General features: G+C 64.0%; 24 protein-coding genes. 13 read left to right on the forward strand and 11 right to left on the reverse strand.

Annotated elements, in window-relative coordinates; translation table 11 throughout:
* Window positions 1-9: 9 nt before the first annotated feature.
* Window positions 10-369: an HPF/RaiA family ribosome-associated protein gene (locus RCH10_RS13595; protein WP_409052767.1), complete on the reverse strand. Its 360-nt coding sequence runs from the start codon at window positions 367-369 to the stop codon at window positions 10-12.
* 151 nt (window positions 370-520) lie between these two features.
* On the opposite strand from RCH10_RS13595, the gene ylqF reads away from it, so the two are divergent.
* From ylqF to RCH10_RS13610, 3 genes are all read left to right on the forward strand, one after another.
* Window positions 521-1,492 (forward strand): ribosome biogenesis GTPase YlqF, encoded by a 972-nt coding sequence (ylqF, locus tag RCH10_RS13600; protein ID WP_409052768.1) that lies wholly within the window; start codon window positions 521-523, stop codon window positions 1,490-1,492.
* Between the two features lie 256 nt (window positions 1,493-1,748).
* Window positions 1,749-2,645: a hypothetical protein gene (locus tag RCH10_RS13605; RefSeq protein ID WP_409052769.1), complete on the forward strand. Its 897-nt coding sequence runs from the start codon at window positions 1,749-1,751 to the stop codon at window positions 2,643-2,645.
* Entirely contained in the window at window positions 2,645-4,090 is a 1,446-nt protein-coding gene (locus RCH10_RS13610) for an MBOAT family O-acyltransferase (protein WP_409052770.1), read from the forward strand. Before RCH10_RS13605 ends, RCH10_RS13610 begins: the two co-directional genes overlap by 1 nt.
* A gap of 105 nt (window positions 4,091-4,195) precedes the next feature.
* On the opposite strand, the gene RCH10_RS13615 is transcribed toward RCH10_RS13610, so the two are convergent.
* Window positions 4,196-4,411 carry a hypothetical protein gene (locus RCH10_RS13615; RefSeq protein WP_187051235.1) on the reverse strand — a complete coding sequence of 72 codons (216 nt, stop codon included), beginning with the start codon at window positions 4,409-4,411 and terminating at the stop codon, window positions 4,196-4,198.
* Window positions 4,412-4,521: 110 nt separating this feature from the next.
* Here RCH10_RS13615 and RCH10_RS13620 point away from each other — a divergent pair, with 110 nt between their 5' ends.
* A complete protein-coding gene (locus tag RCH10_RS13620; protein ID WP_409052771.1) occupies window positions 4,522-5,478 on the forward strand; it encodes a succinylglutamate desuccinylase/aspartoacylase family protein in 957 nt (318 codons plus the stop codon).
* 19 nt (window positions 5,479-5,497) lie between these two features.
* Window positions 5,498-5,875: a hypothetical protein gene (locus tag RCH10_RS13625; protein ID WP_409052772.1), complete on the forward strand. Its 378-nt coding sequence runs from the start codon at window positions 5,498-5,500 to the stop codon at window positions 5,873-5,875.
* 10 nt (window positions 5,876-5,885) lie between these two features.
* On the opposite strand, the gene RCH10_RS13630 is transcribed toward RCH10_RS13625, so the two are convergent.
* Complete coding sequence (locus RCH10_RS13630; RefSeq protein ID WP_409052773.1) at window positions 5,886-6,764, reverse strand: restriction endonuclease; 879 nt, start codon at window positions 6,762-6,764, stop codon at window positions 5,886-5,888.
* 137 nt (window positions 6,765-6,901) lie between these two features.
* Window positions 6,902-7,846, reverse strand: a complete 945-nt coding sequence (locus tag RCH10_RS13635) for a peptidoglycan DD-metalloendopeptidase family protein (protein WP_409052774.1) — start codon at window positions 7,844-7,846, stop codon at window positions 6,902-6,904.
* A 180-nt stretch (window positions 7,847-8,026) separates the two neighbouring features.
* On the opposite strand from RCH10_RS13635, the gene RCH10_RS13640 reads away from it, so the two are divergent.
* The gene (locus tag RCH10_RS13640; RefSeq protein ID WP_409052775.1) at window positions 8,027-8,608 is read left to right on the forward strand and encodes a hypothetical protein; all 582 of its coding nucleotides are present in this window, start codon (window positions 8,027-8,029) and stop codon (window positions 8,606-8,608) included.
* A 19-nt stretch (window positions 8,609-8,627) separates the two neighbouring features.
* Here RCH10_RS13640 and RCH10_RS13645 read toward each other — a convergent pair whose 3' ends face one another.
* Window positions 8,628-9,176 carry a pseudouridine synthase gene (locus RCH10_RS13645; protein WP_409052776.1) on the reverse strand — a complete coding sequence of 183 codons (549 nt, stop codon included), beginning with the start codon at window positions 9,174-9,176 and terminating at the stop codon, window positions 8,628-8,630.
* A gap of 41 nt (window positions 9,177-9,217) precedes the next feature.
* The gene (locus RCH10_RS13650; RefSeq protein WP_409052777.1) at window positions 9,218-9,853 is read right to left on the reverse strand and encodes a GntR family transcriptional regulator; all 636 of its coding nucleotides are present in this window, start codon (window positions 9,851-9,853) and stop codon (window positions 9,218-9,220) included.
* A gap of 242 nt (window positions 9,854-10,095) precedes the next feature.
* Between RCH10_RS13650 and RCH10_RS13655 the strand changes: the two genes are divergently transcribed.
* The 5 genes from RCH10_RS13655 to RCH10_RS13675 are packed head-to-tail and all read left to right on the forward strand — an operon-like array spanning window position 10,096 to window position 15,997.
* Window positions 10,096-10,875, forward strand: coding sequence for a DUF969 domain-containing protein (locus tag RCH10_RS13655; protein ID WP_409052778.1), 780 nt, complete (start codon window positions 10,096-10,098; stop codon window positions 10,873-10,875).
* A gap of 2 nt (window positions 10,876-10,877) precedes the next feature.
* A complete protein-coding gene (locus RCH10_RS13660; protein ID WP_187051243.1) occupies window positions 10,878-11,834 on the forward strand; it encodes a DUF979 domain-containing protein in 957 nt (318 codons plus the stop codon).
* A 7-nt stretch (window positions 11,835-11,841) separates the two neighbouring features.
* Window positions 11,842-12,609 carry a LamB/YcsF family protein gene (locus RCH10_RS13665; RefSeq protein ID WP_409052779.1) on the forward strand — a complete coding sequence of 256 codons (768 nt, stop codon included), beginning with the start codon at window positions 11,842-11,844 and terminating at the stop codon, window positions 12,607-12,609.
* A 23-nt stretch (window positions 12,610-12,632) separates the two neighbouring features.
* The gene (locus RCH10_RS13670) at window positions 12,633-14,258 is read left to right on the forward strand and encodes a 5-oxoprolinase/urea amidolyase family protein (RefSeq protein ID WP_409052865.1); all 1,626 of its coding nucleotides are present in this window, start codon (window positions 12,633-12,635) and stop codon (window positions 14,256-14,258) included.
* Window positions 14,255-15,997 (forward strand): acetyl/propionyl/methylcrotonyl-CoA carboxylase subunit alpha, encoded by a 1,743-nt coding sequence (locus RCH10_RS13675; RefSeq protein WP_409052780.1) that lies wholly within the window; start codon window positions 14,255-14,257, stop codon window positions 15,995-15,997. Before RCH10_RS13670 ends, RCH10_RS13675 begins: the two co-directional genes overlap by 4 nt.
* A gap of 34 nt (window positions 15,998-16,031) precedes the next feature.
* Here the strand turns inward: RCH10_RS13675 and RCH10_RS13680 are convergent, their stop codons facing one another.
* On the reverse strand, window positions 16,032-16,532 hold the full coding sequence (locus RCH10_RS13680; protein ID WP_323498829.1) for a hypothetical protein: 501 nt from the start codon (window positions 16,530-16,532) through the stop codon (window positions 16,032-16,034).
* Between the two features lie 262 nt (window positions 16,533-16,794).
* Between RCH10_RS13680 and RCH10_RS13685 the strand changes: the two genes are divergently transcribed.
* A complete protein-coding gene (locus tag RCH10_RS13685; RefSeq protein WP_409052781.1) occupies window positions 16,795-17,421 on the forward strand; it encodes a LysE family translocator in 627 nt (208 codons plus the stop codon).
* A 167-nt stretch (window positions 17,422-17,588) separates the two neighbouring features.
* Here the strand turns inward: RCH10_RS13685 and RCH10_RS13690 are convergent, their stop codons facing one another.
* The 3 genes from RCH10_RS13690 to glnS form a co-directional block, all read right to left on the reverse strand.
* Window positions 17,589-18,290 (reverse strand): SDR family NAD(P)-dependent oxidoreductase, encoded by a 702-nt coding sequence (locus RCH10_RS13690; RefSeq protein ID WP_409052782.1) that lies wholly within the window; start codon window positions 18,288-18,290, stop codon window positions 17,589-17,591.
* On the reverse strand, window positions 18,287-18,985 hold the full coding sequence (locus RCH10_RS13695) for a glutathione S-transferase family protein (RefSeq protein WP_409052783.1): 699 nt from the start codon (window positions 18,983-18,985) through the stop codon (window positions 18,287-18,289). Before RCH10_RS13695 ends, RCH10_RS13690 begins: the two co-directional genes overlap by 4 nt.
* A 323-nt stretch (window positions 18,986-19,308) precedes the next feature.
* Window positions 19,309-21,213 carry a glutamine--tRNA ligase gene (gene glnS, locus RCH10_RS13700; protein ID WP_409052784.1) on the reverse strand — a complete coding sequence of 635 codons (1,905 nt, stop codon included), beginning with the start codon at window positions 21,211-21,213 and terminating at the stop codon, window positions 19,309-19,311.
* A gap of 142 nt (window positions 21,214-21,355) precedes the next feature.
* Here glnS and RCH10_RS13705 point away from each other — a divergent pair, with 142 nt between their 5' ends.
* A complete protein-coding gene (locus tag RCH10_RS13705) occupies window positions 21,356-21,700 on the forward strand; it encodes a hypothetical protein (protein WP_323498840.1) in 345 nt (114 codons plus the stop codon).
* 100 nt (window positions 21,701-21,800) lie between these two features.
* On the opposite strand, the gene RCH10_RS13710 is transcribed toward RCH10_RS13705, so the two are convergent.
* Window positions 21,801-22,721 (reverse strand): LytR/AlgR family response regulator transcription factor, encoded by a 921-nt coding sequence (locus RCH10_RS13710; RefSeq protein WP_409052785.1) that lies wholly within the window; start codon window positions 22,719-22,721, stop codon window positions 21,801-21,803.
* Window positions 22,722-22,728: the final 7 nt, after the last annotated feature.

Raw genomic sequence — 22,728 nt, forward strand, 5'->3', positions numbered from 1 at the left:
CACGCTGAGTTAATCCGGTATCAGGCTATCGTCCTTACGGATGGAGTCGTGATCGCGGTGGCTGTTCAGGCGGCCCAACGTGCTGTCGAGCAGGCGCTTGAGCTTGCCGGTAGCGCCGCGGAACGCCTCATCCATGGTGTGGCCATGCTGCGTGACCGCCAGCGGCTGGTGGTGGGCCAGACGGGCCTCCATGACGCAGCACTTGTCGTCGGCCCCGGCCTTGCCATGGTTCTCGTCGCTCAGGTGGATCTCGACCCGCAGCACGTCTTCTGCGAAACGGCTGAGGTGCTGCCTGATTTCGGCGTCGGCCCAGCGTTCCAGCGTTTCCTTGTTTTCGACGCCATTGCTTGTATTGACCTGAATTTGCATGTTTGTGTCTCTCTGAGTGCACGCGAATATGCGAACCCCCACTGTGCTCCCAAAATGGGAAAGGCGAATGTAGGTCTCGGGGCACATCACAATTGGTCACTTCAGATTCACGCAACGGGCGCACTGCGCACCGAGAAAGAAGTTAGTCCCCATGGCCATTCAGTGGTTTCCCGGCCATATGCATTTGACGCAAAAGGCCATTGCCGAACGCGTCAAGGACACCGATGTCGTCATCGAGTTGCTCGATGCACGCTTGCCTGCTTCCAGCGCCAACCCGATGCTGTCGCAGCTCACGTCGTCGCGGCCCACGCTCAAGGTTCTCAACAAGCAGGACCTGGCCGACCCGGCACGCACGGCGCAATGGCTCGCGCACTTCAACGCGCAACCGGCCACGCGCGCGATCGGCCTCGATGCGAGCCAGAGCACGCCGGCACAGCAACTGGTCAAGGCATGTCATGAACTGGCGCCGAATCGCGGTGGTCTCGCCAAGCCGATGCGCGTGCTGATCTGCGGCATTCCGAACGTCGGCAAGTCGACCCTCATCAACACGCTCACCGGCAGCAAGAAGGCCAAGACCGGCGACGAAGCCGGCATCACCAAGCTGGAACAGCGCATCACGCTGACCGACGATTTCTATCTGTACGACACGCCCGGCATGCTGTGGCCGCGCATCATTGTGGCCAAGAGCGGCTACAACCTGGCCGCCAGCGGCGCCATCGGCCGCAATGCCTTCGACGACGAAGAGGTCGCGCTCGAACTGCTGGCCTACCTGAAGACGCACTATCCAGCGGCCGTCGCGACGCGCTTCAAGCTCGACATGACCGCGCACGATATCGCGGCCATGAAGGACGAAGATTTGCTGGAAGCCATCGCGCGGAAACGCGGCGCCATTTTGGGCAAAGGGCGCGTCAATTTGCAGAAGGCGTCGGAGATCGTGATGCATGAATTCCGTGCCGGCAACTTCGGTCGCATCACGCTGGAAACACCCGAAGAGTTCGCGCAATGGCTGGCGGCCGGGCAGCAACTCGATGCCGAACGCCAGATGAAAAAGGCCGCGCGAGGAAACAAGCGTGGCGGTGCAGGGGGTGCGCCCGAGGCCGACGTGCCTTCCGAATCGAGTTGACCTGAGCGGCCGTTGCGCTACGGCCCCGCAAGTCCAGCGTGGTTGATATCGCCGAGCTCACTCAGCGGGTTTAAGTCACGCAAGGTCGCGGCAAACCGGCTTCGAGGCGGTGAGTGTGGCGATCGGCAGTGTTTACTTTTGGATACACTTGCTGATCTTCACCGTCTTTTGAAAAATGCCATCCGACAGTCCTCAGTCGTTGCGCCGTCTGCTCCGGAGCGTGCTCCTTTTCGTCTGTTTGTTCGCAGTGGTTTGGGTGGCACTCGACTTCGCCCATCAGAAGCTGCGATACGTACAGGCCGGCTCCGATCTGGTTCTGGAAGAAAAGTACGACAAGCTCTCCAAACAAGCGCTTTTTTCGGGCCAGGAGAAGTACCGCGTGATCGCGATGGGCAACAGCAAGACGCTCAGCAGCTTCAAGCCCGACGTCTTCGATGCCGCCTTCTCCGGCGACGTGCGCTCGTACAACTTCGGCTTGCCGGGCGAGTCGCAGTTCCTGCCGGTCTTGCGGTCGATCCTGGCGAGCGGCAATCGCCCGACGCACCTGCTGCTGCAGTTGCCCTGGGCGCCTCCCGATGCCGCTTCCAAGGCATTGCCGCTGCTTAAGGACGACAACCGCATCCTGATGACGCTGATCCCGTTTCGGCGCTTCTTCCGCGACCTGACGCTGTTCGTTTTTCAGTCGCTTCACACCGGCGTCGGGGTCGAGTGGATGCGCATCAAGGGCGAGATCGACTCGGTGGAAAAGAACCGGGGCTGGTACTTCATCAGCGGGCAGAGCCGCTATCCGAATGGGCAGTTACCAGATGACTTTGCATTGGCCTCGGACAACGCACAGGCCACGCCGGTGCGCGCACTGGCCCCCTCGGGCGACGACTACGCCACCTTGCTGGCGCTTGCAAAACAATACGAATTCAAGGTGGTGCTCGTTCCGTGGTCTGCGCGCACCGGTGAGTACGCACCCGCTGAGAACAGCGGCAGCAGCGCCGCCAAAGTGGTGTCGCAGTCGCCGTACGTTGCCGAGCGCGGGCCCAACTACTGGCTGTATCCGCCGCCGTCCTTTTCCGACCCGGTCCATATGAATTCGGGCGGTGCCGAGGCCTACACGAAGCGTCTCGCCGCATTTCTCAAGGACGCTGGGGAGTTGAAGTAATGCTGTTCAATTCCTTCGAGTTCTTCGGATTTTTCGGCATCTTCCTGCTCGTCTATTTTTCGAGCCCGTTCCGCTACCGGCCGTGGATTTTGCTGGTCGCCAGCTATGTGTTCTACATGAGCTGGGAGCCGAAGTTCGTGCTGCTGTTGCTGTTCACGACACTGGTCGATTTTTCGACTGCACTGGTCATGGCCAACAGCGGCAAGCCGCATGTGCGCAAGCTCGCGGTGGTGACGGCGCTCGTGCTCAACTTCGGCATTCTCATCGTGCTGAAGTACGGCAGGTTCCTGGTTGCAAACGCAGAGGCGGTGGCACATTCCGCCGGCGTTGGCGGTCACTGGAACATGGTGCAGTTCGTGTTGCCGGTGGGTATTTCTTTCTACACGTTCCAGTCGGTCGGCTACACGCTCGACGTCTACTTCAAGCGCACGCCGGCAGAGCGAAATTTGCTGACCTACGCACAGTACGTCGCGTTCTTTCCGCAACTGGTGGCAGGACCGATCGAGCGGGCCAGCCACATGCTTGCGCAGTTCAAGGCGCGCCACTATTTCAAGGCAGAGAACGTCTCGCCGGCGATGTGGCTCATCGGCTGGGGCCTGTTCAAGAAGATGTGCGTGGCCGATCAAATCGCGCCATTCGTCAATTCGATCTACAGCGACCCGAGCAACTATTCGGGCAGCTACACGCTGCTGGCGACAGTACTGTTCGCGATCCAGATCTATTGCGATTTTTCAGGCTACTCGACCATCGCCCGCGGCGTGGCCAAGCTGTTCGACTTCGATCTGATGATCAATTTCAGGCAGCCGTATTTTTCCCGCTCGCTGTCGGAGTTCTGGGGCCGCTGGCACATCTCGCTCTCGACCTGGTTCCGCGACTATCTCTACAAGCCGCTGGGCGGCAGCCGCGGCACGCACTCGAATACGCTGCGCAACGTGCTCATCGTTTTCGTCATCAGCGGCATCTGGCACGGTGCGTCGTGGTGCTTCGCGGTCTGGGGCCTGCTGCACGGCATGGGGCTGGTGGTCGAACGCATCGTTCGCTGGAAGGGGCTCGACACCGTCGGCGGCGCAGGCATCGCAGCGCGCTTTGCCCGTGGTGCTTTCGGCTGGGCTGCGACCATGGTCGTGGTGCTGGTCGGCTGGGTCTTTTTTCGCTCGGCCACACTCGGCGATGCGTGGACCATGCTCAAGGGCTTTCAGCACCTCACCGCACTCGACTACGGCACGTTCAAGGTACTGGGCTTCGCGAGCTTCGAGATCTTGCTGGCGGCCCTGTTCATTCCCTTCACCTTCATTGTCGAATGGGTCGTGAGCAAAGACCGTTACCAGGACATCGACCAGCTGGTCGGGCCGCGCATGTCGATCGTGCTCGGCGTGGCACTGACCTATGTGATCTTGCTGTTCGGCGTGTTTGGCCGCCGCGAGTTCATCTACTTCCAGTTTTGAACGGCAGCAAGACGCCGGTGTTTTTTCATGTTCGGTTGTCTCCGTTATTTTTATGAAAAAGGGCAGGGCCGATCACCCGTGCCCGGTGCAGTGCGCTGACGCTTGTCACTCTTTAAGCTTGATCTTTCCCTCGCGCACGTAGCGGTCGTACTCGTCGCGCGGAATGGCGGTAAGGCCAGCGGTGTTGTCGCCTGCGTCCCAGCTGATGGTTGCACTGTCGGCGGCCAGGTCCACTTCGACCAGGCCCTCGGGAATCGTCAACGGCACGCCGTCGCCGGGGGTATAGGTCACATGGCCTTGAATGGTTGCATGGTGTGTCATGGGTGCTCCTGGGCTCTGGTGGACTCTGCGTATGACAGGCAATCATTACATGCAATCGTGACGGTGCGGAGTGTCAGCGGACTTCGGCGAACTTGGGCAAACTTGGCGTCATGACAACCACAACACAACCATCGGTCGAGCCGCCCATCGAAGTGATCCAAGGCGATCTCTCCGCCTACCGCCAAGGCAACACGGGCGTCGACTACGTGCACCGTTTTGAATCGGGCAAGCCCGGCCCGCACGTGCTCGTCAATGCGCTTACGCATGGCAATGAGATTTGCGGCATGGTCGCGGTGAAGCAACTGCTCGACGCGGGCGTGCGTCCGAAGATCGGCACGCTCACACTCAGCTTTGCCCATGTCGAGGCCTACAACGCTTTCGATCCGTCGAAGCCGTACGAGAACCGGCAGATCGTCCATAACCTCAACCGCATCTGGTCCGACGAATTGCTGGGCGGCACCGAAGACAGCCCCGAGCTTCGTCGGGCCCGCGCACTGCGGCCGGTGGTCGCGGCTGCCGATCACATCCTCGACATCCATTCGACCAGCCAGGACGTCGTGCCGTTCTGGGTGTATCCCGACTTCGCCCGCAACGCCGATACCGCGCTCGCCATCGGACTGCCCTCGGTTCACCTCGTCATGCCCAACGGCTTAGGCTCCGGCACGCCGTTGATCCAGCATGGCTTGCATGCCGGCGCGGACGCGCCCGGCGCTGCGATGGTCGCGGAATGCGGCCAGCATTTCATGCAAAAGACGGCGGATGTCGCGGTTGAAGTGACGGCGCGGTTCCTCGCGTATTTCGGCGTTGTCGAGCGTTCGGGACCGGCGGCCTTGCTTGATGCGCAGCGGCGCTTCGAACTGCTCGAAACGCGCATGGTCATGACCGACCATTTCGCTTTCACGCGGCCGCTCATCGGCTTCGAGACCTTTGCCAAAGGCGAGCTCATCGCGACCGATGGCGATGCCATCGAAATCCGCTCGCCTTGCGACAACTGCACTGTGTTCATGCCGACGCGCGCGCCGATCATCGGGCGTGAAGCGGTGTACCTGACCAAGCCGATTTCCTGAAGCGATCGACCTGAAGCGAATGACTCGCGCGCGCTGGGCCGGCGTGGCCTTCGTTTTCCTCTGGTTTGCGCTCGGCGGCATCGCGCACTTCGTCGCGACCGACACAGAGATGCGCATCGTGCCGCCGTACATTCCATGGCCGCGCGCTGCGGTGTTGATCAGCGGCGTCTTCGAACTGCTTGGAGCCGCCGGCTTGCTCTGGCAACCGACGCGTCGTGCTGCCGGCATGGGGCTTTTTCTGCTGACTCTTGCGGTGACGCCAGCGCACTTCTACATGCTGCAACGGCCGGATTTGTTTCAGTCGATTCCGTACTGGGCGCTGATCTTGCGGCTGCCGATTCAGGTCGCGCTGCTGGCGCTCATAGCCTGGATCACAGCAGAGCCGCCGCCGCGTTGATCCGCCTAGGTCAAACCGGCGTGTCGCCGTATGCCACCGCGAGCAACGCCGCCTGCTGCTCCGGCGTGCGAAGGGCGATCAGCTTCAGCAGCGCCGCGCCGTCTTGCGCCTGAATGCCGTGCTCCTTGGCAAAGGCCAGCGCATCGGGCGTGAAGGTCGAGCTGGTGACGTAGCTGCCGTGCTTGAGCTGGTTTGCCCTCATCACGCCGAAGAAGTCGCGCAGGTCTTTTAGGCCGACTGGCTTAGAGGGCCGATGCTTGCACTGGACGATGCGCGGCGCGTCCATGCGTTTCGATTGAAGCCAGAGGTGGACGCCGCCTTGCTCGCCGTGCGACTTGGCATGCGTCGCAAAGCCGACCTGCGCAAAGAAGGCTTCGGACAAAGCCTCGAAGCGCTGCCATTGCATGGTGGCCAGCACCCGTGGGCTCCAAGCCTGCTCACGGTGCTGGAATGGCGTTGCGGCGGGCATGCGCAGCGCGTACAGCGCCTCGGTCGTCGAAAGGGATGGGGAGGGCGCAGGATAGGTCTCCTCGAACTCGAGGACGGGCTCTCGCTTGAATGTCGATGACGAGTCCATCAACCGGCCGCCACCGTCTTTCGGCGCCTCTTCGCTGTAGCCACCCCATTCCGCTGCCGCATTGCCGCGCCGCATCGTGTAGTGCAAACCCAACAACACCGCACCCAAAATCAAGGCGGCCCAACCCGCCGGGCGCAGCGCCTGTTCAACGCGCTCGGCGATGGAGCCATGCACCAGGGCCGGAATCACGGTCAGCAGCACGACGCCGGCAACCAACGTCATCAGGCCGGTTCCCAATAGCGCGTTGCCCGTGCGGGCACGAATGACCGGGGCGGCGGGGCTGGCGCGATCGTCTGTAATTTGCGTTGTCATGACCGGCGGTGCTTTCGTAAATATGGAGGCGCGCCGACTTTATGAGGCAAAACTGCTTACAGCGCAATGCGCACGCTTGGAAGTCGCTAGCAAAAACGTAGCGAAACCGCACGCGAACCAGTTCACGAAAATGCGGATTAAAGCTTGGCGGCCGGCGCCGACACGAACAGCGCCGGGTCGACCATCGCGCGGTTGAGCATCACCGACCAATGCAGATGCGGCCCGGTCACGCGGCCGGTTGCTCCGACGGCTGCAAAGCGCTCACTGGTTTTCAGCACGTCACCGGGCTTCACGTCGATCGCGCTGAGATGGCAATACATCGTGAGCAGACCGCCGCCATGGTCGAGCCAGACCGTATTGCCGTTGAAGAAGTAGTCGCCAGTGTCGATGACGCGACCCGGCATCGGCGTCAGCACCGGCGTGCCGGTGCCCGCGGCGATGTCCATGCCGCTGTGCGGATTGCGCGACTGTCCGTTGAAGACGCGGCGCAGTCCGAACGAACTGGAGCGACGCCCCGGCACCGGCACGCGCATGTGCAACGACTGCGCTTGCGGCAAGGGCTCGGTGAAGGTCGCCATGACGATTGCCAGACGATGGCGTTCGCGCTCGTAGCGGGCCTGGTCGGCGGGCGAGAGATCGACCGTGCCGGGGGCAACATTGAGGCGTTGCTCGCGATATTGCTTGGGCGCGATGGCGTAGAGGATGTCGCGCGTCGCTGCATCGTCTTTGACTTGCACCGTGATGCGACCTTCGCCGGGTAAAGCGGCCAACGGAATGCCGACCATCGCCGTCCATTCGATCGGATCGCCTAGCACCAGCAAGGGCACGTCGCTGGTCGTCGTCGCCCGAGGTCGCGTGGCGGCCGGGCCGAGCGACAGACGCGCGACGCCACCCGGCACCTGCGATGCGCTGGGCCAGACATCTGCAGCCGATGGTGTGGTTTGCGAGGGCGAATGAGGCACCTTCGTCCCTGCGACGGCACTACGGACCGTAACCGCCGCAATGGCAGGCAGGGCAACCAGCCCCAGCGCGCCGAGCATGGCCGAGCGCCGATGCAATACAAAAGTGTGATGTGAAGGCATGCCGCCAGTCTAGCCACCGCCTCTTGTCCGGAGTATGCCCAGCGCATGCGCTACCGAACCGCCATCAAAGTCACACTGCACGCGGCCAAGCGAAGGCTGCGACGTCGAACGGGCAGCTTGGCGCCATGACAACCGGGCCGCTTCGTCTTGAACGCGGCTTACAAAATCAGGGAGTTCAGATTGATCCATTCGAAGAATGTTGGCCGCGCCGCGCGCGCGCTTACCGTGCTGGCTGCTGCACTGGCCACCGCCGGATTGCTCGTCGCTTGCGGCTCACGCGGACCGGTCGCGCCGGAGCCGCCGCCACCATCGGCCACTGCGAGCAACAGCATCGTCATGCCACGCATCACCTATGGCAGCACACCCAAGGGCGTAAAAATCTTGAAGTCGGACGACAACTGCGACGTGCCCGCGTTGCTGCGCCAGAACGTGCAAGACCAGCTCGAAGAACCGCTCTTGTATCTGTTGCCTGCAGCGACCGCAGGCGCCGAGGCGGCACCGGTGTTGAAGATCGAAATCACCGACCTGCTGGCGAACGCGGGCGGCATCTATGGCGGCCCCAAGATTGTCGACATCCACGGCACGCTCGAACGTCCGGGCGTGGCACCCACGCAGTTCACTGCGCGGCGTCAGATGTTCATTTACTTCGGCGTGCCGCGCTCGACCTGCAGCATGGTCGGAAGCGTGGCGTACACGCTGGGAAGCGACATCATCAAGTGGATGAAAAAGCCGGTCGACGGTGCGTTCCTGGGCGAGCGCTGAGCGACTCGCGCGCGGACGCTCACACAGCGACAGCGGCCGTCTTCATGCTTCCCGGTGCAAGACCGTCGAGCGTGTACGGCCCGATCGCGGCGCGAATCAGCCGCAGTGTCGGCAAGCCCACGGCCGCCGTCATGCGCCGCACCTGCCGGTTGCGGCCCTCGCTGATCGCCAGCTCGATCCATGCGGTCGGAATCGCCTGTCGGACGCGGATCGGCGGTTGCCGGTCCCACACGTCGGGTGCCGGGTCGAGCAGGCGCGCACGGGCCGGGCGGGTGATGCCGTCGTTCAAATGCACACCCGCGCGCAGTGATGCCAGCGTGGCCTCCGTCGGCACGCCTTCGACCTGCACCCAATAGGTCTTCTCCATCTTGAAACGCGGATCGGCGATGCGCGCCTGCAACTGGCCGTCGTTGGTGAGCAGCAACAGCCCTTCGCTGTCGGCATCGAGCCGGCCCGCCACATAGACGCCGGGGATGTCGATGAAGTCTTTCAGGCCTCGCCAGCGACCTTCAGCGGTGAATTGGCTGAGGACGCCGTAGGGCTTGTTGAAGCAGATGAGGCGGGGCATCGACACAGGCGGAGACATTGAGCGGCAGCATAGCCGCGGCCTCAAATGCCCCAGCCGGAATCGCTGATGTGCCGCGCATACACCGCGAGCACGATGCGTTCGGAGTGCACCAGGTAGTCGTTGAGCGCTGCAGCGGCGCGGGCGAATTCGCCGCTCTCGGCCAGTGCGAGGATATTAATGTTCATGTCGACATACGGCGCGTGCAGGAACTCCGGGTCTTGCAGCAAACCGAAGGCCAGCCGCAACTCGGCCAGCACTTGCGCGAAGAGCAAGTTGAGGCGCTCGCTGTCGGCCAGCTCCACGATGGCCATGTGGAATGCCATGTTGGCGGTACCCGCGCCGAGCCAGTCGCTGTCGGCGCGGCAGCGCAGTGCGGTTTCGACGGCCTCGCGCATCTTCTTCTTGGCCGGATGCCGAGGGTAGGCCTGGCCCAGCGCCTGGCATTCGATAAGGCGCCGCACGCGATAGATGTCGATGATCGACGCAATGCTCGGAATCGCCACGAACACGCCGCGGTTCGGAGAGTGCTTGACCAGGCCATCCTTGGTCAGCATGCGAAAAACCTCACGCAACGTGTTGCGCGAAATGCCGAGACTGTCGCTCAACGTCTGCTCCGAGAGCCGTTGGCCGGGTGAAAACTCGCCCCGGGTGATGCGCTGACGGAGCTCTTCAGCCATGCGTTCGCTCAGCGTCCGGACCGCGGGGGAAGGTGAAGCGGGCAGGCTCATATTCCCCGCGTTTTAGCAGATGAGTTGCCACATCTGCGTTCAATTGCTCAACGAGTGTCGGGTTATTCCCTAGGAATTGGCACGCAACTTGCAAACGATTCTTCTGTAATTGTTGAACAATCAATAGCTACTGACTCATTCAAACATCCGGGTGCTTGAGTCACCCACGATCACTTTCAGGAGTATCCGCCGTGCCCACTGCTATCAATCTCTGGCCCCTGCTCGGGGTCGCCGTCATCATCGTGGGGTTCATCCTGCGCTTCAACCCGATGCTGGTCGTGATCGTCACGGCTATCGTCACCGCCTTTGCCGCGAACTTTCCGGTCGACAAGATCCTCGCCACCATCGGCACCGGGTTCATCAAGACGCGTAACCTGCCGCTGATCATCCTGCTGCCGCTCGCGGTCATCGGTTTGCTCGAGCGGCACGGGCTGCGGCAGCACGCGCAGCGCTGGATCAGCGGCATCAAGTCGGCCACCTCGGGCCGCTTGTTGATCGTCTACCTGGCGGCGCGTCAGCTGACCGCAGCCGTCGGCCTCACCAGCCTCGGCGGCCATCCGCAAATGGTGCGGCCGTTGCTCGCGCCGATGGCCGAAGGTGCAGCCGAAGCCCGTTTCGGTGCGCTGCCCGATCGCGTCCGCCACAAGTTGCGAGCCTTCTCGGCGGCGACGGACAACGTTGGCCTGTTCTTTGGCGAAGACATCTTCGTGGCCTTTGGCGCCATCGTGCTGATGACCACCATCCTGCGCGAATTGGGCATCGAAATCGAGCCGATCCATGTGGCGCTGTGGGGCATCCCGACCGCCGTGTGCGCCTTCGTGATCCACGCCTGGCGCCTGCGGCGGCTCGACAAGTGGCTGAACAAGGAGATGAGTGGGCAGACGCCATCGGACGTCGGCCCTGACAACGTCACGGCCAGTCTCGCGGACACTGCCACTGCCACTGCCACTGCCGCGGTGAAGGGAGCCTGATCATGACGCTCACCATCACCCACCTCTACGACCTCGTCGGCATCATCCTGGCCATCACGGCCGTGATGACGCTGATGGACAAGCATCATTCCAAGCGCTACTCCAGCGCGTTCTTCTGGGCGCTCTATGCGCTGGTGTTCCTCATCGGCGATTTCATTCCGCCGGTGTGGGTCGGCGTCGGCGTCATCGTCATGGCGCTGATCGCGGCCTTCGGCGGTGTGGGCATCGGCCATCACGCGGCGCGCACGCCAGCGCAATATCTGGAGAGCGCCAAACGCCTCGGCAACAAGCTCTTCATTCCGGCGTTGGCGATTCCCGTGGTCACCATGATCGGCACGCTCTCCGCGAGCCACCTGATCTTTGGCGGCGTGCCACTGCTCGACCCGAAGAACACCACGCTGGTGAGCCTGGGTGTCGGTTGCATCGTCGCGTTGGCTTTGGCCTGCAAGCTCACACACGAAACGCCCATGCAGGGCATCCGTGAATCGCGCCGCCTGACCGATGCGCTCGGCTGGGCGCTGGTGCTACCGCAGATGCTGGGCATGCTGGGGCTCGTGTTCGCCGACGCTGGTGTAGGCAAGGCCGTCGCGCACATCACCACCACCTACATCAACATGGACGTGCGCTTCTTCGCGGTGGCGGTCTACGTGATCGGTATGGCGCTCTTCACGGTGATCATGGGCAACGGCTTCGCGGCCTTCCCCGTGATGGCAGGCGGCGTCGGCGTGCCGATCCTGGTCGGCGTCTACCACGGCAACCCGGCGGTAATGGCCGCGATCGGCATGCTCTCGGGCTATTGCGGCACCTTGCTCACGCCGATGGCAGCCAACTTCAACATCGTGCCCGCCGCGCTGCTGGAGTTGCCGGACAAGAACGCGGTGATTCGCGCGCAGGTACCCACGGCGCTCACGCTGCTGGCGTGCAACGTCTTCCTGTTGTACTTCCTCATGTTCCGCTGAGTTCGGTATGCAGATGGACCTGAACAGCGACCTCGGCGAAAGCCTCGGTGCCTGGCGCATGGGCGACGACGATGCGATGCTCGGCATCGTGAGCAGTGCCAACGTGGCATGCGGTTTTCATGCAGGCGATGCGGCCGGCATCCTGCAGACGCTGAAACGCGCGAAGGAGCGAGGCGTGGCGGTCGGCGCGCATGTGGCGTACCCGGATCTCGCCGGCTTCGGCCGCCGCAACATGGACGTGGCGAGCGCCGACCTGCAGGCCGATGTGATCTACCAGATCGGTGCGCTGAAGGGCATGGCGACAGCGGCCGGCACGACGGTGCGCTACGTCAAGCCGCACGGCGCGCTCTACAACACCATCGCGCACGACGAACGGCAGGCGCGCGACGTGATCGCTGCCATCCGCGCGATCGATTCATCGCTCTGTCTCGTCGCGCTGGCCGGCTCGCCGTTGATCGGATGGGCCCGTGCCAGCGGCTTGCGCACCATCGCCGAGGCCTTCGCCGATCGCGCGTACATGCCTGACGGCGCACTGGTGTCGCGGCGTGAAAAAGGCGCGGTGCTGCACGATCCGCACGAGGTTGCGGCACGCATGTTGACGCTGGCGATCGAAGGCGTCGTGACGGCCATCGACGGCAGTACCGTGCGCATCGAGGCGGACTCGGTCTGCGTGCACGGCGACAGTCCCGGCGCGGTGGAGATGGCGCGCGAAGTGAGGGCGCTGCTGGAGCGCTCCGGCGTGGTGATCCGGTCATTCGTCGAGGCCGATCGATGAAGGCGTCGATCAAGCGATCGACGATGCGTTTTCTGCCCGTCAACCTGGATGCGCTGCTGGTCGAGCTCGACGATCTGCCGCAGACGCTGGCCCTGCTGGCCTCGCTGCAGTCCGAGCCCCTCCGTGGCATCGAAGAGCTGGTGCCGGCGGCGCGCACGTTGCTGGTTCGCTATCGCCCGTCGATGGTGTCGCGCGCGGCGCTGGTCGCTGCGATCGGCGCACGCAGCCTGGACGCGACCGTCGAGCGCATGGCAACGTTGATCGAGATTCCGGTCAGCTACAGCGGCGAGGATCTCGACGAGGTCGCGCAGATGCTCGGTATTACGCGGGAGGAGGTCATCCGGCGCCATACTGGCAGCGAGTACACGGTGGCGTTCACCGGCTTCGCACCCGGCTTCGCTTATCTGAGCGGCGGTGATCCTGGCCTCGACGTGCCGCGCCGCACCACGCCGCGCACGCGCATCCCGGCCGGCGCGGTTGGGCTCGCGGGGCAGTTCAGCGGTGTCTATCCGCAGGCCAGCCCCGGTGGCTGGCAGATCATCGGCGTGACGGCAACACCGATGTGGGATCTGTCGCGCGACGTGCCAGCGTTGTTGCAGCCTGGCTTTCGCGTGCGCTTCGTCGATGTGACGCAACGGGCTGCCGTTGCGCTGGCGCCGCCAGCCCTGGTTGCCGGGCCATCGACAGCCACAACAACATCAACGGCATCGCCAGCAGCGCCGGTCGCAGCACACGAAGGTTCGTCACTCGAAATCCGCAGCACCGGCCTGCAGGCACTGTTTCAGGACCTGGGCCGTCACGGCCAGGCAGGGCAGGGCGTGTCGGCCTCGGGTGCGATGGACCAGGGCGCCTTGCGCGCGGCGAACCGACTCGTCGGCAATGCCAGCGATGCGGCTTGCGTGGAGATCGTCTACGGCGGCTTTCATGCGGTGTGCCATGGCGACGCTGTCGTGGCGTTCACCGGCGCCGAGGCACCAATCGAAGTGACGACCGCGAGCGGTCTGCGGCTCGCAGCTTCGGGTTACCAGGCCATCGCACTTTCGGATGGCGACAGCGTCGTGCTCGGCGAACCGCGCGCAGGCATTCGCAGCTACCTTGCAGTGCGCGGCGGCTTCACGGCCGCGCCGGTGCTCGGCAGTCGGTCCACCGACACGCTGGCCAACGTCGGCCCTGCACCTGTCGCCGCAGGCGACACGCTGCCGATCCACCGCTCGACGGTCGGCGCCATCGTCGGTGCCCCCGAGCAGCCGCCGCACGACTTGCCTACGACACACGAGGTCGTCACGCTCGACGTGGTGATGGGTCCGCGCACCGACTGGTTCACGCCCGAGGCGGTCGCGCTGCTGGCAAGCCAGACCTGGACCGTCACACCGCAGTCCAACCGCGTCGGCTTGCGTCTTGCGGGCGCGCAGTCGCTGACGCGTTCGAACCCGGCCGAACTCCCGAGCGAAGGCACTGCGCTCGGCGCCATCCAGGTGCCGCCGAGCGGACAGCCTGTGCTGTTCCTGGCCGACCATCCGCTCACCGGTGGCTATCCGGTCATCGGCGCCGTCGCCACCCATCATCTCGACCGCGCAGGGCAAATCCCCATCGGAGCTCGCGTGCGCTTCAACCCGATTCAAGCTTTCGAAATCGACATCACGCCATGAAAAAAGTCCTCATTGCCAACCGTGGCGAGATCGCCGTGCGCATCGTGCGTGCCTGTGCCGACTACGGCGTGAAATCGGTGGCGGTCTATGCCGACGCCGACCTCGACGCGCTGCATGCGCGCATGGCCGATGAAGCCTACGGACTCGACGGCCAGCGGCCCGCCGACACCTATCTGCACATCGAGAAGCTGCTGGCCGTGGCGGCACGGTCGGGTGCCGACGCGTTGCATCCCGGCTACGGCTTTCTGTCGGAGAACGCGGGCTTCGCACGCGCCGTGATTGGCGCGGGGTTGATCTGGATCGGCCCACCGCCGGAAGCCATCGACGCGCTCGGCGACAAGGTGCAGGCACGCAAGATCGCGCTCGAAGTCGGCGCACCGCTGGTCGCCGGAACGCCGGGCCCGGTGAACAACGCGCAGGAGGTCGTCGCCTTTGCCGAGCAGCATGGCTTGCCGATCGCGATAAAGGCCGCCTTCGGTGGTGGCGGTCGTGGGCTCAAGGTGGCATGGCGCATGGACGAGGTCGCCGATTGCTTCGAATCCGCGGTGCGCGAAGCCATCACCGCCTTCGGTCGTGGCGAGTGTTTCGTCGAGCAGTTCCTCGATCGCCCGCGCCATATCGAGGCGCAAGTCATCGCCGACACGCACGGTCGCGTCGTGGTGCTCGGCACGCGCGATTGCTCGCTGCAACGCCGCAACCAGAAGTTGGTCGAGGAGGCGCCCGCGCCGTTCCTCACCGATACGCAACGCGAGCGCATCCATGCGTCGGCACGGGACATCTGTGCGAAGGCGGGCTATGTTGGCGCCGGCACGGTGGAGTTTTTGCTGAGTCCGTCGGGCACGATCTCGTTCCTCGAAGTGAACACGCGGTTGCAGGTCGAGCACCCGGTCACTGAAGAGACGTCGGGCATCGATCTCGTGGTCGAGCAATTGCGCGTGGCCGATGGCCTGCCGTTGTCGATCACCGAAACGCCTGTGTCGCGCGGCCATGCCTTCGAATTCCGCATCAACGCGGAGGACGTCGGTCGTGGCTTCCTGCCGGCGCCGGGTGCGGTGCGTGTGTTCGATGCGCCTTCAGGTCCGGGCGTGCGCGTCGACAGCGGCGTGGTGTCGGGATCGATGGTGCCCGGCACCTTCGATTCGTTGATGGCCAAGCTCATCGTCACCGGCGCCACGCGTGCGCAAGCCATTGCACGCGCACGGCGGGCGCTGAAGGAATTTCGCATCGAAGGCGTAGCATCGGTCCTGCCGTTCCACCGCGCGGTCATGGCGCACGGGGACTTCACCTCGGCGGACGAATTCAAGGTGCACACGCGCTGGATCGAGACCGACTTCGCCAACACGCTCGCGGCGGCAGTGCGCTCCGAGCCTGGCGTGTCAGAGGCGCCATTGACTCGTACCGCCATCGAGATCGATGGCCGGCGCATGGCGCTCGGGTTGCCGGCCGAGTTGCTGCGTGGCCTGCAGTCGGGTTCTTCCAGCGGCGGGAATTCGGCGGCAGAAGCGCACGCCATCGCCACAGAGATCGACCCCGCGACGGTGGCCGCGCCGATCACCGGCACGCTTCAATCTTGGAAAGTCGCCGATGGAGACACCGTCGCTGCAGGCGACCCCATCGCGTCGATGGAGGCCATGAAGATGGAGATGCAGGTGGCTGCACATCGCGCGGGTCGCATCGCGCTCAAGGTGGAGCAGGGCGCCTACATCACGGCCGGGACGGGCATTGCGGAGATCCGATAGACGGCAAGCCAAGGCACCATCGGCTTCGCGAGGGCTACTCGAGCTTCGCGTCCTCTTTCTTCGCCTCCGCCATCGCTTCCGGCTCCAATTCTTCAGCATAGCGATTGAGCCGAATGAACACGCCCCAGCCAGCCAGCACGATCCCCACCGCACAGAACATCGCGGCGGCGTGGAGCATGAGCTCGGGCTTCTCGCGCGACTTGAAGGTGGCGACCAGTGCCTCGACTGCGATGGCGACCACGATCACCACCATGAAGCGCGAGAGGAAGCGCCGCACGCGTGTCGGTGCGCCGATGTGCGCGTCGCGAATGACCTCTTCCTCCGTGATGGTCTGCGAAATCTGAAGCGCCACCACCGCAGCGGCCAGCAGGCCGATCGCCTCGATCACCGCTTCGCCCGCAGTCGTGTCGACGCCGCCGGTCATGGCCATCCAGCCGTTGTGCGCTGCGATGACCATGAGCGCGATGCTGGCGCCGGCAAAGAGCAACGCCATGAGCGCATGGACGACGGAGTAGAGACGGAGGAAGGCTTTCATGGACTGGTGGAGCTAAGCAACGGTGTTCGATGTTGATCGTCGTCACCGCGCCGCGCTGTCAGCGGCAGGCGCAAAGTATCGAACCGCGTCGGTGTCAAGTCGAAAGCCCGTTGGAACAGAGCGATGAGTGCGCTGGCGGTGGCAAAGCCCTCGAGGATCGCATGCGCATGACTTTTTAGCGTCACCTGGGCGTAACGCCGCGGGATTGCCGGAGGCGGTTCGCAGCGCCAGACATCGACCCGGCTCCCGCATACTTTGGCCCATGACGCTCTCCACTTACCTCCTGTATGTCGCAGCGGTCGCGCTGCTCATCGCAACCCCCGGCCCCACCATGCTCATGTGCATGACCAACGCGCTGAACCATGGCACGCGGCGCGCGATGACTTCCGTGGCAGGGTCGGTGACAGCCGTGCTGGTGGTCATGCTGCTCTCGGCAGCCGGCCTGGGCGCGCTGCTGGCCGCATCGGAAACCGCCTTCACGACGGCCAAGCTCATCGGCGCGGCCTACCTCGTCTGGCTCGGCATCAAGACCTTCCGGAGCGACGCGTCGGTGCTGAGCGTCGACAAGGACGCGGCCAGCGTGCCGCGCCGGTCGTTCTACCTGCAGGGCTTGCTGGTCGGCGCGAGCAACCCCAAGGCCGTGCTGTTCTTCGCGGCGTTTTTCCCGCAATTTTTGAACCCGTCTGCGCCGATGGCGCCGCAGTTCGCGATCCTTGCGCTGACCTTCATGGTCTTCGAGTTCACGGTGCTCACGACCTGTGCGCTCAGCGTGTCGCGTCTGGCCCCACTGCTGCGCCGGAGCGGGCCGCTACGCTGGGCCAATCGCGTGTGTGGTGGATTGTTTACCTTGATGGGCGGGCTGCTGCTGTTGACGCGGCGGACTGCTTGATTCAAGTCTCGGCGGCGCACGCGCGGACTTGCAAGCGAGATTCTGTGGCGCGCATGATGCGTGCGCGAGAGGCAACTAAATCAGCATCGGCCGTCGAACCGCTTATGCCGCTGCGGCGGCACCAGGTGGCCGTATCCGGTTATCGTCGTCTGAGCGCGGCACGCGGCTCAGAAGTGCTCGACCCAAGGACGCACCTCGATCTCCCAGGACCAGACGCTGCGCGGTTGCGCAAGCAGGTGCACGTAGGTGGCAGCAATCGCGTCGGGGTCGAGGAGCGAGTCTTGGCCGTTGTTCGGTACACCGACGGGACGGATTGCGCCGTCGACGACGACATGAGCGATGTGGATGCCCTGCGGCGCCAGCTCCCGCGCCATGCTCTGCGCGAGGCCACGCAACGCAAACTTGCCCATCGCGAACGCGGCCGATTGCGCGAACCCCTTGATCCCAGCAGAAGCACCGGTGAATAACACCGCCCCGTGTCGATCCGGCAACATCCGGCGCACGGCTTGCTGGGCGACGCGAAAGGCGGCGATCGCTGTGACGTCGACCGCGCGCGCGACTGCTTGGGCATCGACCTCGACAAACGATCCCCGAACGCGCTGGCTCGCGTTGTAAACGACGACGTCGGGCGCGCCACCAAGCGCCAGTTCGGCCGCATCGAACAGCGCGTCGACGGCGGCTCCGTCACTTGCATCGGCCACGATCGGCGCTGCGCCGGTCTCGGAGGCAATCGCTTCGAGTGGCTCGCGCCGGCGCGCTGCGACCGCGACGCGCATTCCGCACTCGCCTGCAAAGGCTCGCGCCAGGCTGGCGCCGAGACCGGGACCGGCGCCAACGATCAGTGCGCGCCGGTACGGCAAAACGGTCACGCCGCCCCTTCCGTGGCGAGGCGAGCGTTCTGCGGAAACATCGCCTGCTTGGCGCCTTCGTCCATTTCGGCCTTGTAGGCGTGCTTGGCCTTCAACGCCTCGGCGCGCTGCGCTGCTGGACGCGCGTTGACTTCATCGAGAAGGCGCTTCACGTTGGGGAGCTCCTGCCACGCTTCGCCGCCGAGCACGAACGGCACGGCGCGCGCCCAGCCCCATACGGCCATGTCCACCACCGTGTAGCGGTCGCCGAGCATCCAGTGACGATCAGCGAGACGCGCGTCCACGATCTTCCAATGACGCCACGCCTCGAAATCGTAGCGGTTCAACGCGTAGACTTTGGGCTCGGGTGCGAAGTGCTTGAAGTGCACTGCCTGTCCCGAGTAGGGACCGATGCCGGTGGCCACGAACATCAGCCACGAGAGCATTTCCGCGCGCGCAGCCGGCGTGTTCTCGGGAAGAAACTGGCCGGTCTTTTCGGCGAGGTAGAGAAGAATGGCGTTGCTGTCGAAGACAACCGCATCCCCGTCGACAAGCGCCGGAGTCTTGGCGTTCGGGTTGATCGCGGTAAAAGCCGGCAGGTGCTGGTCGCCCTTGCGAGTGTCAACAGGCACAAGTTCGTACTCGAGACCGGCTTCCTCAAGGAACAGCGCTACTTTGGCGGGGTTCGGCGAGGGGTGATAGTAGAGTTTCATCATGGTGGCGCTTTGTGGAAAGGGAATCGATTGTGGAGCGGCTCACGCTTTTGCGCTTTGGAGCTCGTCCTGAATTTGAGTTCGAGGCATAGTTTGACGACAGGGATCAGACCGCGCGTGCAACCATGCATCGTGCACCTGACCTGCAACTCGCTGGACTACGCCAGCTGGAAGGACGCAGTCTCACGTGGCCAGCAGGGCCGGGGTGCCTCCGGCGGCCTGACAGGGGCCTGACAGGGCCTGAAGGCATTAGAGAATTACCCGAGAGCGAATCAATCCAACCCGCCTCGAACACAAAAATCCTGACACCTCCACCGCAGGACGAACTATCTAGCCCACCCGTCCCGCATCCCCGCAGCCCGATTGAAAACGCGCCCACCCTCAGCCGCCGCCTTCGCATCCACCACGAAGTACCCGTGCCGCTCGAACTGAAACCCCGCCCCGCCTTCCGCAGCCCCGGCCAATGAAGGCTCGACGAATGCAGCGGCAGTCACCAAACTGTTCTTGTTCAGCTCGTCCATCAACTCCCCGCTCCCCGGCTTCTCTGCCGCGAACAGCCGCTCATACAAACGCACCTCCGCTGGCAGCGCGTCTGCCACTGCCACCCATGTGATGTTGCCCTTCACCTTCACCGCATCGGCGCCCGGCGTGCCGCTCTTGGTGTCGCGCACCAGCAGCGCTTGCACTTCGAGCAACTTGCCGCTCGCATCGCGCGTGCCGCCGACGCATTCGATCGTGTGGCCGTATTTCAGCCGCACCTTGTTGCCGGGGAACAGGCGGAAGAAGCCTTTGGGCTGGACGTCTTCGTAGTCCGTGCGTTCGATCCACACCTCGCGGCCGATCTTGAAGTGGCGCAGGCCGTCGTCGGGCTTGTGCGGGTTGTTGGGCGCGGTGCAGTCGTCCAGAACGCTTTCATCTTTGGTCGGGCCGCCCATCAATTCGCCCCAATTGGTGATGACCAACTTGACCGGATCCAGCACCGCCATGGCGCGCGAAGCGATGGGGTCTAGCGTGTCGCGCAGGGCGGCCTCCAGGCTCGCGTAGTCGATCCAGCCGCCGGACTTGGTCACGCCGCTTCGTTCGCAGAATAGGCGCAGCGCTTCGGGCGTATAGCCGCGGCGGCGCAGGCCGGCGAGCGTAGGCATGCGCGGGTCGTCCCAGCCGTCGACGTGGCCCTCTTCGACCAGTTGGCGCAGCTTGCGTTTGCTGGTGATGACGTGGGTGACGTTGAGGCGCGCGAATTCGTATTGGCGCGGGTGCGGGCTGGCGATGAGCCCGCCTTCGGCGAGGCGGTCGAGCAGCCAGTCGTAGAACGGACGCTGGTCTTCGAATTCCAATGTGCAGATGGAATGGGTGATCTGCTCCAGCGCGTCTTCGATGGGATGCGCGAAGGTGTACATCGGGTAGATGCACCATTTGTCGCCGGTGTTGTGGTGCGTGGCGCGACGAATGCGGTACAGCGCGGGGTCGCGCATGTTGATGTTCGGGCTCGCCATGTCGATCTTGGCGCGCAGGATGGCCGCGCCGTCGTCGAGCTTGCCGTCGCGCATCTCGCGAAAGCGCGCAAGGTTCTCCGCGGGCGTGCGAGTGCGAAACGGGCTGTCGGTGCCGGGCGTGTTGAAGTCGCCTCGGCTTGCGCGCATTTGATCGGGCGTTTGCTCGTCGACGTAGGCGAATCCGGCTTCGATCAGGTACTCGGCTGCCCGGTACATGAAGTCGAAGTAGTTACTGGCAAAGTACTCGTGCGGCTGCATCGTGCCGGGCGCGCCGGCTGCATTCGATAAGCCCGGCCCCGCCAGTCCGTCGGCCAACAAGGTTTCATAGCCGAGCCATTCGACCGCATTACGGATCGAGTCGACATACTCCTGCTCTTCTTTTTCAGGGTTGGTATCGTCGAAGCGGAGGTGGCACACGCCGCCGTATTCCTTCGCCATTTCGAAGTTGAGCCAGATGCTTTTGGCGTGGCCCAGGTGCAGGTAGCCGTTGGGCTCGGGCGGGAAGCGCATGCGCACTTTGGCGGGGTCATGCATGCCCGCCTTGTGATGCGCGGCGTCGCCGGGCGACCCACCCCACTGGCGTTGTGCATAGGTGCCGTTTTCGAGGTCGTTCTCGATCACGTGGCGCAGGAAATTACTGGGTGCGACGGGAGCGGTTGCAGCCGTTTTTGCAGGCGCTTTTGCGGGCGCCGACGACGGCTTTTTGCCACCGTCTTCAGGGGTCGGAGGAGTCATCTCGGCATTTTAAAGGGGGGGTATGCGCAAGAAACACTTGGCAACATTCTTCACATGATCGGGTACACCGGCTTTGCACGAGGCGCGTTGAATACACATCTCGGCCGTTCATCTTGAATGTGTCCATCAACAGGAGTCCACCATGAACCTCAACCGTTCTACCTTCTTCAAGTTCGCTGCTGCTGCGGCTGTCGCAGCGGGCGCACTGTTCGCAGGCTCCGCGGCAAATGCTGGCGTTTCGGTTGGCATCAACCTGCCGGGTCTGGCGATTGGCGTTGCTCCCGGGTACTACGCGCCGGCACCGATGTATGCAGCCCCCGCGCCGGTCTACTACAACGCGCCGCCGCGGTATTACGAGCCAGCACCGGTCTATTACCGTCCGGCACCGGTTTATTACAACGCGCCCCCGGTGTACTACGGCCCGGCGCCGGGCTACTACCGCGGTCATGGCCATGGTCACGGCCACGGTTACTACCGCGGTTATTGATCCAAGGCTGATTCACACTGAAGCCGACCTTCGAAAGAGGGTCGGCTTTTTTGTTGCTCGAATGGGGCCGAGCAGGCCGAACGGTCTGGCCCGCAGCGGTTTACATCGCGCGAAACAGGTGGGCGTAGAGGCGGCTGACCGCGATGTTCTCCGCCCGACCGCGCAGCAGCAGATGCAGCTTGCCGGCTTCGTCGCGGTGCACCGAGTCGACGGCATCGCTGCGCACGACGACTGCCCGATGCACCTGCCAGAACATGTTGGCATCGAGTTGCGGCATCAACTGCTTCAGCGGCGTGCGGATCAGATATTCGTGCGCCGCAGTGAGCACGCGAACGTATTTGTCGGCCGCTTCGAAGTACAGCACTTCGTCCATCGGCACCATGCGAACGGTGGCGCCACCCGCGTCGCTCGCGGCGATGAATTTGAGCGGGGCGACGGCCGATGGGGCAGTCGATCCTGCGAACGCGCCCTGTAACGTGCCCGGCAACGTACTGGGTGAGAGCAACCCCGCCGGCCCGGCAGCGCTGGCGCCTGCGGCAGCGAGCAACTGACGCCATTGCGCCAAGGTCTGTTCGAGCGCGGCAGTTTGCTGCGGCGCGACGGATTCGGCCGGGCTATGCGTTGCCGTCGACGTCGCCGCCGCCTGCTTCAGTCGCGCTACGGTCTTGCGCAGTCGATCGCCCTGAACCGGCTTCAGCACGTAGTCGATGGCCTGCGCCTCGAACGCGCGTGTCGCGTACTCGTCGTAGGCCGTGACGAACACGAGCTGCGGCATCGGTGCTTCGTCGGTCGGCCACGTGTCCGCCAGTTCAGCCGCGGCCCCGAGGCCGTCGAGGCCGGGCATGCGGATGTCGAAGAACAGGATTTGTGGCAACAAGCGAAGCGCTTCATTGACCGCGCTGCGGCCGTCGCCGACGATGGCGACCACGTCGAGCTCGGGCCACGCGGCGCTTAGCTCGGCGTGCAGTGCCTGGGCCAGCAGGGGTTCGTCTTCGGCGATGAGGGCTGTGGGATTCTGCATGGCTTCA

Origin of the sequence: Variovorax sp. GrIS 2.14 (assembly GCF_046115955.1) — a bacterium.
Classification (GTDB): Bacteria; Pseudomonadota; Gammaproteobacteria; order Burkholderiales; family Burkholderiaceae_C; genus Variovorax.